13 protein-coding genes and 1 pseudogene are annotated in these 13,825 nt (G+C 71.7%); 6 read left to right on the top strand and 8 right to left on the bottom strand.

Annotated elements, in window-relative coordinates; genetic code table 11:
* Nucleotides 1–34 precede the first annotated feature (34 nt).
* Nucleotides 35–1,987, top strand: a complete 1,953-nt coding sequence (locus P0R35_RS09810) for a DUF2070 family protein (RefSeq protein ID WP_284012311.1) — start codon at nt 35–37, stop codon at nt 1,985–1,987.
* A 20-nt stretch (nt 1,988–2,007) separates the two neighbouring features.
* Here the strand turns inward: P0R35_RS09810 and P0R35_RS09805 are convergent, their stop codons facing one another.
* The 6 genes and pseudogenes from P0R35_RS09805 to P0R35_RS09780 form a co-directional block, all read right to left on the bottom strand.
* Nucleotides 2,008–2,619 carry an HAD family hydrolase gene (locus tag P0R35_RS09805; RefSeq protein ID WP_284012310.1) on the bottom strand — a complete coding sequence of 204 codons (612 nt, stop codon included), beginning with the start codon at nt 2,617–2,619 and terminating at the stop codon, nt 2,008–2,010.
* Nucleotides 2,620–2,855: 236 nt separating this feature from the next.
* Entirely contained in the window at nt 2,856–4,040 is a 1,185-nt protein-coding gene (locus P0R35_RS09800) for a M24 family metallopeptidase (protein ID WP_284012309.1), read from the bottom strand.
* Between the two features lie 117 nt (nt 4,041–4,157).
* Nucleotides 4,158–5,213, bottom strand: a complete 1,056-nt coding sequence (locus tag P0R35_RS09795) for a metal ABC transporter permease (protein ID WP_284012308.1) — start codon at nt 5,211–5,213, stop codon at nt 4,158–4,160.
* Nucleotides 5,210–6,028: a metal ABC transporter ATP-binding protein gene (locus P0R35_RS09790; RefSeq protein ID WP_432765001.1), complete on the bottom strand. Its 819-nt coding sequence runs from the start codon at nt 6,026–6,028 to the stop codon at nt 5,210–5,212. The genes P0R35_RS09795 and P0R35_RS09790 overlap by 4 nt, the downstream gene beginning before the upstream one ends.
* Nucleotides 6,025–7,090, bottom strand: a pseudogene (locus tag P0R35_RS09785) (metal ABC transporter substrate-binding protein). Before P0R35_RS09785 ends, P0R35_RS09790 begins: the two are co-directional and overlap by 4 nt.
* 72 nt (nt 7,091–7,162) lie before the next feature.
* Nucleotides 7,163–8,149 carry an aldo/keto reductase gene (locus tag P0R35_RS09780; RefSeq protein WP_284012306.1) on the bottom strand — a complete coding sequence of 329 codons (987 nt, stop codon included), beginning with the start codon at nt 8,147–8,149 and terminating at the stop codon, nt 7,163–7,165.
* Nucleotides 8,150–8,295: 146 nt separating this feature from the next.
* Between P0R35_RS09780 and P0R35_RS09775 the strand changes: the two genes are divergently transcribed.
* From P0R35_RS09775 to ftsZ, 3 genes are all read left to right on the top strand, one after another.
* Nucleotides 8,296–8,916, top strand: coding sequence for a double zinc ribbon domain-containing protein (locus tag P0R35_RS09775; protein WP_284012305.1), 621 nt, complete (start codon nt 8,296–8,298; stop codon nt 8,914–8,916).
* Nucleotides 8,917–9,132: 216 nt separating this feature from the next.
* Complete coding sequence (gene cdrS, locus P0R35_RS09770; protein ID WP_276237763.1) at nt 9,133–9,324, top strand: transcriptional regulator CdrS; 192 nt, start codon at nt 9,133–9,135, stop codon at nt 9,322–9,324.
* Between the two features lies 1 nt (nt 9,325).
* Nucleotides 9,326–10,525 carry a cell division protein FtsZ gene (gene ftsZ, locus P0R35_RS09765; RefSeq protein ID WP_284012304.1) on the top strand — a complete coding sequence of 400 codons (1,200 nt, stop codon included), beginning with the start codon at nt 9,326–9,328 and terminating at the stop codon, nt 10,523–10,525.
* Between the two features lie 122 nt (nt 10,526–10,647).
* Here ftsZ and ncsA read toward each other — a convergent pair whose 3' ends face one another.
* Entirely contained in the window at nt 10,648–11,619 is a 972-nt protein-coding gene (ncsA, locus tag P0R35_RS09760) for a tRNA 2-thiolation protein NcsA (RefSeq protein ID WP_284012303.1), read from the bottom strand.
* A gap of 114 nt (nt 11,620–11,733) precedes the next feature.
* Here ncsA and P0R35_RS09755 point away from each other — a divergent pair, with 114 nt between their 5' ends.
* Both P0R35_RS09755 and P0R35_RS09750 read left to right on the top strand, forming a co-directional pair.
* Nucleotides 11,734–12,195 (top strand): DUF4442 domain-containing protein, encoded by a 462-nt coding sequence (locus P0R35_RS09755; protein WP_284012302.1) that lies wholly within the window; start codon nt 11,734–11,736, stop codon nt 12,193–12,195.
* 68 nt (nt 12,196–12,263) lie between these two features.
* Nucleotides 12,264–12,911 (top strand): DUF7095 family protein, encoded by a 648-nt coding sequence (locus tag P0R35_RS09750; protein WP_284012301.1) that lies wholly within the window; start codon nt 12,264–12,266, stop codon nt 12,909–12,911.
* Between the two features lie 23 nt (nt 12,912–12,934).
* On the opposite strand, the gene P0R35_RS09745 is transcribed toward P0R35_RS09750, so the two are convergent.
* Nucleotides 12,935–13,753: a class I SAM-dependent methyltransferase gene (locus tag P0R35_RS09745; protein WP_284012300.1), complete on the bottom strand. Its 819-nt coding sequence runs from the start codon at nt 13,751–13,753 to the stop codon at nt 12,935–12,937.
* Nucleotides 13,754–13,825: the final 72 nt, after the last annotated feature.

The raw sequence follows: 13,825 nt of genomic DNA, 5'->3' as shown, positions 1-13,825 counted from the left end.
TAGGGGCGGCCCGCGTTCGACACCGGCAACGCGTATGACTGCGACCCAGAGCAACCTCGCCGGGCTGTCGCGGTTCATCTTCCGCGCCCCGTCGTGGTACACGTCGGTCGCGTTCGCCCTCCTCCTCGCGGCCGTCGCCGGGGTGGGGGCCTTCGAGCGCCCGGAGACCACGCAGGTGTGGCGCGGGATCCTGTTCGTCGGGCGCGACGCCTGGGAGGGCGTGTTCTTCATCGGCATCCCGACCGTCGTCGCGGGCCTCGGCACCGCGTGGGTCGACGCCCGCGTCGGCGGGAAGCTGACGCCGAACCGCTCCTCGCTGCTGGCGCTCGTGTGTGAGGTCGTCCTCGTGGCGTTCCTCACCCTCGGCGCGCTCGTCGCCTACCTCACGCCGCTCGGGCAGCGGTTCGTCTTCGACGTGCTCGTGATCGGGCTGGCGTCGGTGTTCGCCATCCGGCTGCTCGTCATCATGGCCGTCTCCCAGTCGTCGATCCTCCCGGCCGCGGTGCCCGCGAGCCTCCAGAGCGCGACGGCGGCGGTGCTGCTGTTCGTGTACAGCGGGACGCTGCGCGTGCTGGAGGTGGGCGGCCCGCTGCTGGACACGTTCCTCATGCCGTACCTCGCGCGGCCCGCCGAGGCGCCGCCGGAGCTGTCGGCGATCAGCCCCGACCACTTCCTCGTGCTCGGTCTCACCAGCGTGCTGTACGCCGCCGGCGTCTGGACGTTCCTCTACGTCGTCGATCGCCCGTGGCGCAACACGCTCGGCGTGTCGGTGCTCGACTTCCTCCGCGGCTTCATCGGCCACATCGCCGAGGGGAGCCGCGAGCTGGAGGACTTCTTCGAGCAGTTGGGCGAGGAGGCGGTCGTCCCGGTCACCGTCCTCGCGTTCCGGACGGCCGACGGCGACGAGAAGGCGCGGTGGGTGCTGCCGATGATCCACCCCGGGCCGATGGGAGAGATCGGCGGCGGGAACCTCCCCGTCCGGGTCGCCGACGCCACCGAGGGGCTGGCGTTCCCGCCGCACGCGACCGCCGGCCACGACTTCAACCTCGTCACCGAGCGCGAGGTCGACACGGTGATCGACGCGGCCGACCGCGCGTACGACCGGCTCACCTACTCCGCGGCGGCGACCGAGAGCGTCCGCACGACCGCGGGCGAGGCGTCGCTGCTCGGGCAGGCGTTCGACGACGACGGCCTGCTCGTGTCGACGTTCGCGCCGGGGTTCGCCGACGACGTGGAGTACGCCGTCGGGCTGTCGACGGCGGCGGAGGCGCGCACCAGCGGCCTCGACGAGGTGCTGCTGGCCGACGCGCACAACTCCAACAACGGGCTCGAGGGCCCCGACCTCGGGCACGTCACGCCCGGGTCGCGGCGCTCGTTCGACATGATGCGCGCGGCCGGCGACGCCGGCGACCGGCTGGCGGTCGCGCCGCGCGGCGACCTCTCGGTCGGCGTCGCGTGGGAGCGCACGACGTGGCGACCCGAGGAGGGGATCGGACCGCTGGGGATCCGCGCGATGGTGGCCGCCGTCGACGCGGACCCGGCGGGGGACGCCGCGAGCAACGACGCGGCCCCGCAGACGACCGCGTACGTCCTCGTCGACGGGAACAACATGGAGCCGGGCCTGCGCGACCGCCTCGTCGACGCCGTCGTCGAGCGCGTCGGGGTCGACGAGGCCGAAGTGCTCACCACCGACACGCACGTCGTCAACACCGTGGAGGCGGACAACCAGGTGGGCGCAGTCGTCGACCACGACGACTTAGTCGAGACGGTCGTGGACGTCGTCGACGCGGCGAGCGCGGACACCGAACCCGTGGAGGCGGGGATGGCGACCGAACACGCCGAGGTGACGGTGTTCGGCAACGACCGCACGGAGTCGCTCGCCAGCCACGCCAACGCCGCCGTCTCGATGGGCGGCGCGCTCGCGGCGGCGGTCGTGCTCGCGTCGCTCGCCATCTCGGTGCTGCTGTTCTTCGTCACCGGGACCTGACCTGCGCCGCGGCGACGCCGTCAGTCGCGTCGGAGGGCGTCGTCCACGTCGCCGAGCGTCTCCACGAAGCGTCCGCCCACGGCGGTGACGCCGCCGTCGACCGCGGGGTCGCTCCCGACGTGTGTCAGGCCGTCCGCGGGCACGCCGAGCGCGTCGGCGACGTGCTCGAACGAGCGGGGGTCCGGCTTGCGCCACCCCGAGGCGACGCTCGACACGACGGCGTCGAAGTCGTCGCGCGCGAGCGCCGACCGGACGAGCGTCCGCCCGACCAACTCCGGCACCGCACAGTTCGCCAGCAGGCCGACCGGGCCGCGCTCGCGGGCGGCGGCCACCGCCTCGACGGCGCCCTCGCGGGTCCGCACGTCCGGGTCGAACGCGGCGACGACGGCCCGCCGTGCCGCGTTGGCCGGCGCGTCGACGCCCCGCGACGCCAGCGCCCGGCTCACGTGTGCCGGGAGCGGGACTTCCGCGCCCGCGGGGGCGTCGACGTGCGTCTCCCGGTAGGCGTCGGCCCAGTCGGCGGGCACCGCGGCGTCGCGGTCGCGCAACGCCGCGCCGACGGCGTCGGCGGGGTCCGCGGGCGGGTCGGCCTCGACGAGCGTGTCGAACAACGCGAACGAGACGGCGGGCATCGTCGGCGACTCGTGCCCCGGCAGGCAAGAACGCTCCGGGCCGCCGGCGACCGGCCGGGTGCACCGGCCGATCGCGCATTTCGTATCGCGGCATACGATTTACGACACCGTTCGCCCCGTCTCGGGAGTGGCCGCGAACCCGCGCCAGTCAGGCCGCAGGCTATCGAATCCGGCGAGAGGGGAGAAGCGAGCGGGTTCGAGGCGCCGATCGGCCGCCGCGGGCGAGGCTGTCGCGGTTACCGGATGACGTTCGACTCCAGATCGCGCGGGAAGAAGGTCAGCCACTCGGTGCCGGTCTCGGTGATCGCGATGGTGTCGGAGTGGCGGTAGCCGAACTCGTCGGTGTAGATCCCGGGTTCGATGGTGTAGATCTGGCCGGGCGCCATCAAGTCGTCGCCCTCGTCGACGTGGTCGTAGTCGTCCCAGCCGCGGTCGATGTACGGCGGCTCGTGGCCCCCGAGCCCGATGTTGTGGCCGACGTGGTGTTGTGCGGTGTCCTCGATCCCCTGTTCGCGGAAGTAGTCGTGGACGGCCTCGTCGACGCCGGCGATGGACTGCCCGGGGCCGAGCGCGTCGATGGCGACGTCCTGTGCCTCGACCATCAGCTCGAAGTAGTGGCGCTGTTCGTCGCTCGGCTCGCCGACGAACATCGTCCGCTCCAGCTCCGAGTGGTAGCCGTCGACGTTCGCCGACGCGCCGGTCACGAGCACGTCGCCCGCCGACAGGCGCTCGTTGGGGGTGTGGCCGTGGGGGAGCGCGGTCTCGGAGCCGGAGATGTAGCCGGCGTGGACCGGCCCCGACCCCCGAGTTCGGACGGCGTAGCGGTCGCCGAGCGTGTCCAACATCGCGCGCGAGGCGTCGGTGGTCGCGCGCTGGCTCACGGTGACCGGGTGGGCGCCCACCTCGGTGTAGTCCGCGAGGTAGCGGTGCGCGAGGTTCGCCCACTTGGCCGACTCGCGCACGAGGTCGACCTCGGCGTCGGTCTTCTCCCAGCGCATGCGGTCGACCCACGACTGGCTGTCGACCGCCACGAACTCCGAGAGTGCGGGGCCCTCGTACCCCATCACGCCCGGGGCGCCGTCGGCGTCGGAGACGACCGACTCGACGCCCATCCCCTCCAGCATCCCGACGGCGGTTTCCAGCGGCGCGCCCTGCGGGTAGTCGAAGTAGTGGTGGACCGCGTCGATCCGGGGGTTCGGATCCACGCGCTCGACCTCCAGCCGGGGCACGGTGATCTCCATCGCCTCCTGGGTGACCGCGAGGACGACCGGGCGCTCGGTCTGGATGTGGTGGAAGCCGGAGAGGTACTCGATGCTCGTCGCGCCGAAGAACGTCGCCGCGTCCGCGTCGGTGTCCGCGAGCCGCCCGCGCACTTCCGCGAGCCGCGCGTCGAACTCCGATTCGGGGAGTCTCGTCGCCATGGCGTGCGAATCCGCCGCTCGCGGGATAAGCCTCCGGGAAGCGGCGCGGGGCGTGGCGCGTCGGCCGGGTCCACGTCATGAATCGGCTGCCGCGATACGAAATCCGTCGTCGCGGGCTCAGTCGGAGGCCGTGGCCGCGTCGTCCTCGGCGTCGATGCCGCCCAACTCGGGGGCGTCGTCGTCGCCGCGGGCCTCGCGGAGCTTGCCGGCGACGACCGCCAGCGCGTAGATGGCGACCGCGACGAGGACGATGACGCCCCCGGCGGTCGCCTCGCCGTAGTAGGCGGCGCCGATGCCGAGCAGGACGGCCAGTTCCGCGAGCACCACGGAGACGAGCAGCGACTCGCCGAAACTGCGCGACACCTGCGACGCCCCGGCGACCGGGACGACGAGCATCGCGGCGACGAGGATGACGCCCATGATCTGCATCGCGCCGACGACGACCAGCGCGGTGAGCATCACCATCACGCGGTTGTACCAGTTCACGGGGATGCCCGACACCTCGGCGGCCGTCTCGTCGAAGGTGACGTACAGCAGTTGGTTGCGCGTGAGCGCGACCGTGCCGACGATGACGGCGAACAGCACCAGCAGGATCGCGGCGTTCTCCGCCGACACCGTCGAGAGGTTGCCGAACAGGTACTGGTTGATGCCGACCGCGAGGCCGCCGGCGTTCAGGCTGATGAGCACCGTCCCGAGGGCGAACCCCGTCGAGAGGACGATCGCCATCGACACGTCGTTGTAGGCGTCGGTCACCTCCGAGATCACCTCGATGAGCAGCGCCGCGAGCACCGCGACGACGACGGCCGTGAGGTACGGCGAGACGCCGAGGCTCAAGACGCCGTTGAGGAACAGGCCGACGGCGACGCCGGCGAACGCGGTGTGCGCGAGCGCGTCGCCGATGAGCGCCAGTTGGCGGTGGACGAGGAAGGTCCCGATGAGCGGCGCCATCACGCCGATACACAGGCCGACGAGGATCGCACGATGCATGAAGCCGTACTGGAGCAGTTCCAGTCCGGTCGCGTCCCCGAGCGCCGTCATCAGCAGCGACCACAGGTCGAGCAGGTAGTAGATCGGTGCGAGCACCGGGTCGAGCGCGCTTCCCGACTGGAGCGGCGCGGGCGGGGAGGCGGCGACCGCCCCCAGCACGGCCGCGGCGCCAGCCGGGAGCGTCATTCCCCGCCCCCGCGCCCGAGGAAGCCGACGGCGGTGCCGAACGCCCGCGCGAGCGCGTCGCTCTCGACGAACTCCGCGGTGGGGCCGTCGAAGTACACCTCGCGGTTCATGCAGACGACGCGCTCGGCGTGGTCGGCGACGGCGCCGAGGTCGTGCTCGATGAGGAGCACGGTGATGCCGTCGGCGTTGAGCGACGCGAGCAGGTCGTAGAACGCGTCGACGGACTCGGCGTCGACGCCGACGGTCGGCTCGTCGAGGACGAGCAGGTCCGCCTCGCCCGCGAGCGCACGCGCGATGAACGCCCGTTGGCGCTGGCCCCCGGACAGCTTCGTGATCCGTCGGTCGGCGAAGTCGCTCATGCCGACGGTCGCGAGCGCCTCGTCGACGATCCGGTCGTCCTCGGCGTCGAGGCGGCCGAAGCCGACGTGTGGGAACCGGCCCATGCGGACGACCTCGCGGACGGTGATCGGCATCTCCTTGGCCGCGCTGGCGTGTTGGGAGACGTAGCCGATCCGCTGGCCGTCGTCGAAGCGGTGGGCCGGCTCGCCGAACAGGCGCGCCTCGCCCTCGTCCGGGCGGAGGAGGCCGAGCATCAGCTGCAGCAGCGTCGACTTGCCCGACCCGTTCGGCCCGACGACGGCGACGTACTCGCCGGCGCGGACGTCGAGACTCACGTCCTCGACGACGGGGGCGGCGGTGTAGCCGAACGTCACGTCAGACAGCCGGATCACGCGCTCGCCGCTCGCGCGGGCCGCGCCGTTGTCGGCGGCCTCGCCGGCGGCGAGCGTCGCCTCGGTCGAGTCGGCCCGGCTCATTCGAAGTTCCTCCACTCGGCGTTCCAGCCGTCGTAGCCGGCCTCGTCGGGCGACTTGGTGCCGAGCACGACCTCGAAGGTGGGCATGTTGATGTTGTCCGCGATCTCCTCGTACCCCCACTCGTTCTCCACCCAGTCCTCGCGCACGCCCGCGTACGGGGTAACGGGGTAGTACGCCTCCACGTCGGTCTCGGCGATGAGCTGCTCGGCGGGGCGGCGCGTCTCGAACACGCCGGCGCCGATGTAGCGGATGTCGTTCTCGTCGATGACGCGCTTGGCCTCGGTGATGTCCGACGGCTTCACGTCGCCGCTGGCGGCGAGGTTGACGACGAGCGGGCGCATCTGCACCCCGTACCGGTCCGCGATGTACTGGAACGCGTTGTGGGCGGCCAACTGGACCACGTCGCGCTCGGCGGCCTCGAAGATCGCCGCGTAGTCGGCGTCGATGCGGTCGAGCACGTCCGTCTTGTACGCCTCGGCGTTCGCACGGAACGTGTCCTCGTGGTCGGGCGCGAGCTCGACGAACCCCGCGGTGATGTTGTCGACGGCGGTCTTCGCACGTCGGGGGTCGAGCCAGAAGTGGGGATCCAGCCCGCGTCCCTCGCCGACGCCCTCCTCGTCGCGGTCGAGGCTCTCGGCCAGCGGGACGAGCTCGACGCCCTCACGGACGTTGATCAACTGCGTGTCGACGTCGTCGTCCTTCAGCGTCTGGATGGCGCGGTCGGCCCACGGCTGGAAGTCCTCGCCGACGTGGACGAACGCGTCCGCGTCGACGATGCGCCGCGTGATGCTGGCGTTGGGCTCCCAGCCGTGGCCGTGCAGCCCCGTCGGGACGAGGTTCTCGACGGTCACCGGCGTGTCCGCCGCGACCTCCCGCCCGAAGTCGTAGAAACTGAAGAACGAGGCGACGACCGTCGGGCCGTCGCTGTTGCCGGCGTCGGTGCCGCTCCCGGCCGCGCCGCCCAGACAGCCGGCGAGCCCCGCCGCGGCGAGCCCCCGCGCCGGCGAGGTACCGGCGTCTGGTCGTCCCCGGCGAACCCGCCGGGTCGCGTGTGTCGGTCATACTCACTCGGAGAAGGACGCTCGAAGGGTATAGTTATTCCGACCGAAGAGAGAGTTTAGACCACTCTAATTCTCACCACCGTCGGTGGACGTGTTCGGCGACGTGGTCCTCGTACACGTCGCGGACGAGGCCGTGGAGGCGGTGGGGGAGCGGCTCCAAGTCGGCGGCCGCGGCGTTGCTCTCGACGTGAGCCGGGTCGGTCGACCCCGGAATGACGGTCGAGACGGCGTCGAAGTCGAGGATCCACCGGAGGGTGAACTGCGCGAGCGACAGCTCCTCGGGGACGTGCGGTTCCAGCGCCTCGACCGCGTCGACGCCCGCGTCGAGCGGGACGCCCGCGAACGTCTCGCCGACGTCGAACGCCTCGCCGTGGCGGTTGAAGTTGCGGTGGTCGTTCTCGGGGAACGTCGCGTCCCGGCCGACGTTCCCCGTGAGGAGGCCCGAGGCGAGCGGGACGCGGACGATGACGCCGACGTCGCGCCGGGCGGCCTCCTCGAAGAACAGGTCGGCGGGGCGCTGGCGGAACGGGTTGAAGACGATCTGGACCGTCTCCACGCCGGGGTACTCGATGGCCTTCAGCGCCTCCTCGACGCGCTCGACGCTGACGCCGTAGCTCGCTACTTTCCCGCGTGCGCGCAGGTCCGCGAGGGCGTCGAACACCTCGGGCCGGTAGTACACGTCCGTCGGCGGGCAGTGCAGTTGGAGCAGGTCGAGGGTGTCCTCGCCGAGGGTCTCCCGGGAGCGGTCGACGAACCGCTCGAGGTTCTCGGCGGTGTAGCCGTCCGCCGTGTGGGGGTCGAGCCGTCGCCCCGCCTTGGTCGCGACCGTCACCTCGTCGTGGGCGTCGCGCTCGTCGAGGACGTGCCGGATGTGGCGTTCGCTGCGGCCGTCGCCGTACACGTCGGCCGTGTCGAGGAAGTCGACGCCGGCGTCGAGCGCGGCGCGGACCGCCTCGCGGCCGGCCTCGTCGGACACGTCGCCCCAGTCGCCGCCGATGTTCCACGTGCCGAGACCGACCGCCGTCACCGATCCGACGTCGCCGAGTTCGCGGTGATGCACACCGTCGGCGTCGCTCGCGTCGTGGAAGACGGCTGGGGTTCCGGCACCGGCGCCGACGACCGACGGGCGGTGTAAGACACCCCGGGGGCCGACGGGCGTCTGACGCTGGGATAGTTTGATATGGACCGTGTACACAGGTGGTGGGTATGAGCAAGATTACCTTCCGCGCCGACGCGGACCTCGTCGACCGCCTCGAGGGGCTCGAGGGGTCGAAGAGCGAGGTGATGCGGGAGGCGCTCCGGTCGCATCTCGACGAGGCGGAGCGAGCGGACGCGACGGGCCCCGACGCGGCCGCCGGCGCGTCGGGAGGCGGCGACGACTCGCTGGACGACGCGCTCGCCGCGCGCGTGGACGAACTCGTCACGGCCCGGCTCGACGCGGAGTTCGGCGAGCGGCCGGCGGCGCGCGCGACCCCGCGCCCGTTCGGCGTGCCGAGCGACACGCCCCCGGTGAACCTCACCGTAAACGTCGACGGGGCGGGCGTCGACGCGACCGCGTCGGACCCCGACGCCGACCGGTCGAGCGAACCGGCCGTCGGTGCGTCGGAGGACACCGCGCCCGACGCCGACGCGGAGGCGGCAGCCGGTTCGGCGTGCGGCCGCTGCGGGGAGTCGGTGTCGGACGACCACGTGTACTGCCCGAACTGCGGCGAGAAGGCGAGCCGCCGGGCGTTCTGCGAGTGCGGCGACGAGGTCCGCTCCGACTGGGCGTTCTGTCCCGGGTGCGGGCGTCGGACGGCCGCCGCCGACGTCCTCGACCGACAGTAAGACACGCCGGCTCGTCGGACACGGGGCGGCGTCCGACGTAAGACAACCGGGCGATACTGACAGACAATCGGCGATAAAGTTATATGCAAACGGTATATTGGTAGTGATGCGTAAGACGGCTCGTCTTACAGGTCGCGACCGGAGCGGGGAAACTCCGGCCGTCGGTCCGTGAGAGCACGCGTGTGCGTGTTGTCGTCTTACCGGGGGAATGCAACAATGGAACGTGTGACACTACGGATCCCGAAACAGCAGATCGAGGAGGTCGAACAGATGGTCGAGACGGGCGAGTTCCCGAATCGCAGCGAGGCGATTCGATCCGCCGTTCGCGACATGTTGAACGAACAAGCCGACACCTCCGGCGAGCGCGCGCGCGGCGAGCGCAGCAAGCGCAGCTGGGCCAAGGTGTAACATGCAGGACATCGTTCAGGACGCACTCGAGAACGCGGAGGCGGAGCAGCGGAGCATGGCCGAGATGGACGACGACGACGAGTTCGGGGAGCCCCGGATCGTCATCATCGGCTGCGGCGGTGCCGGCAACAACACCATCAACCGGCTGTACAACATCGGCGTCGACGGCGCCGAGACGGTGGCGATCAACACCGACAAGCAGCACCTCAAGATGATCGAGGCCGACACGAAGATCCTCGTCGGCAAGTCGCTCACCCAGGGCCTCGGCGCCGGCGGCGACCCCAGCATGGGGTCGCGCGCCACCGAGATGGCCCAGGGGACGATCAAGGACGTGCTCGGCGACGCGGACCTCGTGTTCGTCACCGCCGGCATGGGCGGCGGCACGGGCACCGGCGCGGCGCCGGTCGTCTCGAAGATCGCCAAAGAGCAGGGCGCCATCGTCGTCGGCATGGTGTCGACGCCGTTCAACGTCGAGCGCGCCCGCACGGTGAAGGCCGAGGAGGGCCTCGAGAACCTCCGCAACGAGGCCGACTCGATCATCGTCCTCGACAACAACCGCCTCCTCGACTACGTCCCGAACCTGCCGATCGGCAAGGCGTTCTCGGTGATGGACCAGATCATCGCCGAGACGGTGAAGGGCATCTCCGAGACCATCACCCAGCCGTCCCTCATCAACCTGGACTACGCGGACATGTCCACGATCATGAACCAGGGCGGCGTCGCGGTGATGCTCGTCGGCGAGACCCAGGACAAGAACAAGACCCAGGAGGTCGTCAACGACGCGATGAACCACCCGCTGCTGGACGTGGACTACCGCGGCGCGTCGGGCGGACTCGTCCACATCACCGGCGGCCCGGACCTCACGCTGAAGGAGGCCGAGGGCATCGCCGACAACATCACCGAGCGCCTCGAGGCGAGCGCGAACGTGATCTGGGGCGCCCGCATCCAGGAGGAGTACAAGGGCAAGGTGCGCGTCATGGCGATCATGACCGGCGTCCAGAGCGCGCAGGTGCTCGGCCCGAGCACCCAGAAGCAGGCCGACAAGTCGCGCGCGTCCATCGAGGGCGGCCCCGCCGAGGACGTCGACTTCGACGCGAAGTCGAACGCGCAGAACGGGCAGGGCCAGCAGGCCGCCTGGCAGTCCGACGGCGGGCGCGAGCAGTCGAGCGAGCGCTCCAACGGGCTCGACGTCATCCGCTGACCGGCCACCGGCCCTCGCAGCACCCACACTGAACGGGACGGCGCCCTCCGTTTTCACTTTCGTCGTTCACCGCCGACGAGCGGCCGCTCCGGACACGGACGCGTCCACGGCCGACGACGGGCTCACGCCTCGTCGATCGCCGCGACGAGGTCGCACTTGCGACAGACGTCGCGGGCGGTCTTCGACCCGCAGTTCGCACACGGCGACAGGTCGGGGCCGGCACCGTCGTCGTCGCGGTACTCGCCGGCGAGCACGCCCGCCAGCTCCTCGTACCCGGCCATGACCGAGTGGCGGACGCCGGGGTGGCGTTCCTCCAGTTCCAGCAACAGCGACTGGATCTCGCCGCGGTACGCCTCGCTGGCGTGCGGGCACTCGGCCATGTGCGACGGGAGGTCCCGCAGGTGGCAGTACAGCGCCACCTCCTTCTCGGGCACGTCGCGCAGCGGCTTCGCGCGCGGCACGAAGTGCTCGCTCTCGCGGCGCTCGGGGAACGGGCCGATGGAGGCGTCGAAGTGCTTCGCCATCTGGGCGGTGTCGCCCTCGAGGAAGTTCATCAGGGCGGTCTGGGCCTCGTCGTCGAGGTTGTGGCCGGTGAGCAGTTTGTCCGCGTCGAGGTCCTCGGCGTACGTCTCCAGCAGGTCGCGCCGGAACACGCCGCAGTAGGCGCAGGCGGCCATGTTCTCGGGGTCGTCCTCGACGACGTCGTCCATGCGGACGCCCAACTCCTCCTCGTAGCTCACCACCTCGTGGCGCATGTCGAGGTCGGCGGCCAGCTCCTCGCAGGCGTCGAGCGAGGCGTCGCGGTACCCCTCGATGCCCTCGTGGATCGAGAGCGCGACCAGCTCGACCCGCGGGTCCGCGGCGAACGTCTCGTCGAGTACGGTGGCGAGCACGACGCTGTCTTTCCCGCCCGACAGGCCGATCACCCAGCGCTCGGGCTCCTCGGGCGTCGCGTCGTCCGGGAGGAGGTCGTCCTCGCGGACGCGGCGACGGACGCGCCGCTCGACCGACTCCCGGAAGTGCGACTCACAGAGGTGTGCCCCGGAGTAGGCGGCGTGCATCACGGCGTCGGCGCCGCACCTGTCGCAGTCCATTGGCGACCGGTAGCGGCGGCGCGGCCATACCCGTTTCGCACGGGGGCCGCTCCGCGCCGGCGGCGGGCACCGTCGACGGACAGCCTCAACAGGGTCCACCGCGGACGCCGGTGTATGACACGACGCGACCGGCTCCGGGCGTGGCTGTTTCGCCTCGCCTTCTCGTACTACCCGTCGTTCTGGATGACCGGCGCGAGCCTCACGGACCTGGCACCGGACTTCTCGGCGGCCCGGGTCGAACTCCCGCTCACGTGGCGCACGCGGAACGGGATGGGCACCCTGTTCGGCGGGAGCATGTACGCCGCCGTCGACCCCGTGTACGTCGTGCTCCTCCAGCGACGCCTCGGCGACGCGTTCACCGTCTGGGACAGAGCCGCCGAGATCCGCTTCGAGAAGCCGGGGCGGTCGACGCTCCACGCGGACTTCGCCGTGCCCGACGCGGAGGTGCGCGACATCCGCGAGTCGCTCGACCCGGGGGAGTCGTGCGACCGCGTGTACGAGGTGGCCTTGGTCGACGACGACGGCGTCCTCCACGCCGAGGTCGAGAAGACCGTGTACGTCCGCCGCGAGGCGTGAGCGACGCCCGGCCGCCCGGCCGGGGACGGACGCGTAAGACGCTTGCCGCTCGCCGACCAGTCGGGACCATGGAGCGCGAGGCGGCCCTCGACCGGGTGGAGGCGATCATCGACGCCGTCGACGAGGGGCCGATGCCCGTCCCCGTCCGAGAGGTGTGGGTGTACGGCGACGTGGCGCTGGGGCTCGACCCGATCGACCGGCTCGACGTGTACGTGACGAAGGACCTGCTCATGCGCAGCGACGACGCCGACGCCGCCGCCGAGTTCGAGCGGTCACACGGCGTGAAGGGGGTCGGCAAGTCCGTCTCCGCCGAGTGGGCGCGCCAGTTCCCCGAGCACATCCGCGCGAACGACAACGGCTACGCCGCCCCGGAGAAGTGCCTCGCCGCGCACCTCCTCCCCGACGACGAGCCGATCCACTTGGAGGTGTGTAACGCCCCCTTCGACCGGAACGTGAAACAGCGGCTCAAGGGGGCCTTGGACCGCGGCGCCTACGAACAGGTGCTCGACCCGCGCGGCGTTCAGTTGTACGGGGAGGGCCGGCGGGCGACCGAGACGATGGCGAAACTGCGCGGCGGCGACCTGCCGTTCCCGACGCTGTCGGGCGCGCTGGAGATGCTCGGCGTCGACGACGGGGAGGCGGCCGCCATCGCCGACGCGGTGCGCGACTACCGCGACCGGCAGGAGGGGGCGACGGTCCGGGGCGACGTGGTCTGAGTCGGCGGGCCCGCGGCCGGCGGTCACACCCGGCCGACGGTCACGTCGAACGGCACGCGCTCGACGCGCTCGTAGTCGCCGTCCTGCGCCTGCGCGGCGGCCGCGCGGCCCATCTCGCGCCACTCCCGCCGGAGGCGGTCGTAGTCGCCGGCGGCGAGCTCGCGGCGCAGTTCCGTCTCGTGGTCCGCGATGCCCGCGCCGCTGGCCTTGCGGGCGACGCCGCGGAGGTCCGCCTCGGAGTACGGCGGCTCGACCCGTTTCTCGTGGCGGTAGCGGTGGGTGTCGACGACCGTCAGTCCCGCGTCGGCGAACAGGTCGCGGGCGCGCTCGCCCATCGCCACGTCGGTGTCGACGCCCGCGATGTACGCCGCCCGCACCTCGGCTTCCAGCCGGGCCTCCGCGTCGACGGTGGAACTCACCGCCACGTCCGCGTTGTCGGGTTCGACGGCGGCGACCAGGTCCGTCGAGACGCGGGCGAACTCCCGGACGGCCGCGGCCGGGTCGGGGAGGTTGATCAACAGCGCCTGACAGGCCACGAGGTCGAACGCGTCGTCGGGGAACGGGAGCCGCGTGGCGTCGCCCGCGGCGTACCCGGTGCGGGCGGCGACGCCGGTCCCCTCTGTCGCGTCCCGCGCGCTCGCCAACAGCCCCGTGTCGGCGTCGACGCCGACCACCTCGGCGGCGGGCGCCTCCTCGGCGAGCACGCGCGTGAGTTCGCCGGTGCCACAGCCGACGTCGAGGACCCGCGAGCGGCTGTCGAGCGCCAGCGGGGCGAGCGCCTCGCGCGACTCCCACATCCCGCGGCGCGTGCGTTCGAGGTAGTCGGCGGTGAAGCGGCGCATCTGCGTTCGTTCGACGACTGGCGCTCGCGGCGTGATAAGGTGGGGGATCGCTGTCGGCCGGCCGCGCGGGTC

It is taken from the genome of Halobaculum litoreum, assembly GCF_030127125.1.
In the GTDB taxonomy this organism is placed as follows: domain Archaea; phylum Halobacteriota; class Halobacteria; order Halobacteriales; family Haloferacaceae; genus Halobaculum; species Halobaculum litoreum.
The sequence above is the reverse complement of the archived record's forward strand: the minus strand, read 5'-3'. Positions and strand labels throughout refer to the sequence as shown.

Coding starts and splice junctions, on each gene's coding strand:
- ncsA (WP_284012303.1), bottom strand. CDS start 11,619: ATGGACTGCGACAGGTGCGGCGCCGACGCCGTGATGCACGCCGCCTAC.
- P0R35_RS09790 (WP_432765001.1), bottom strand. CDS start 6,028: ATGAGCCGGGCCGACTCGACCGAGGCGACGCTCGCCGCCGGCGAGGCC.
- P0R35_RS09745 (WP_284012300.1), bottom strand. CDS start 13,753: ATGCGCCGCTTCACCGCCGACTACCTCGAACGCACGCGCCGCGGGATG.
- P0R35_RS09750 (WP_284012301.1), top strand. CDS start 12,264: ATGGAGCGCGAGGCGGCCCTCGACCGGGTGGAGGCGATCATCGACGCC.
- P0R35_RS09755 (WP_284012302.1), top strand. CDS start 11,734: ATGACACGACGCGACCGGCTCCGGGCGTGGCTGTTTCGCCTCGCCTTC.
- P0R35_RS09775 (WP_284012305.1), top strand. CDS start 8,296: ATGAGCAAGATTACCTTCCGCGCCGACGCGGACCTCGTCGACCGCCTC.
- P0R35_RS09795 (WP_284012308.1), bottom strand. CDS start 5,213: ATGACGCTCCCGGCTGGCGCCGCGGCCGTGCTGGGGGCGGTCGCCGCC.
- P0R35_RS09805 (WP_284012310.1), bottom strand. CDS start 2,619: ATGCCCGCCGTCTCGTTCGCGTTGTTCGACACGCTCGTCGAGGCCGAC.
- ftsZ (WP_284012304.1), top strand. CDS start 9,326: ATGCAGGACATCGTTCAGGACGCACTCGAGAACGCGGAGGCGGAGCAG.
- P0R35_RS09800 (WP_284012309.1), bottom strand. CDS start 4,040: ATGGCGACGAGACTCCCCGAATCGGAGTTCGACGCGCGGCTCGCGGAA.
- cdrS (WP_276237763.1), top strand. CDS start 9,133: ATGGAACGTGTGACACTACGGATCCCGAAACAGCAGATCGAGGAGGTC.
- P0R35_RS09810 (WP_284012311.1), top strand. CDS start 35: ATGACTGCGACCCAGAGCAACCTCGCCGGGCTGTCGCGGTTCATCTTC.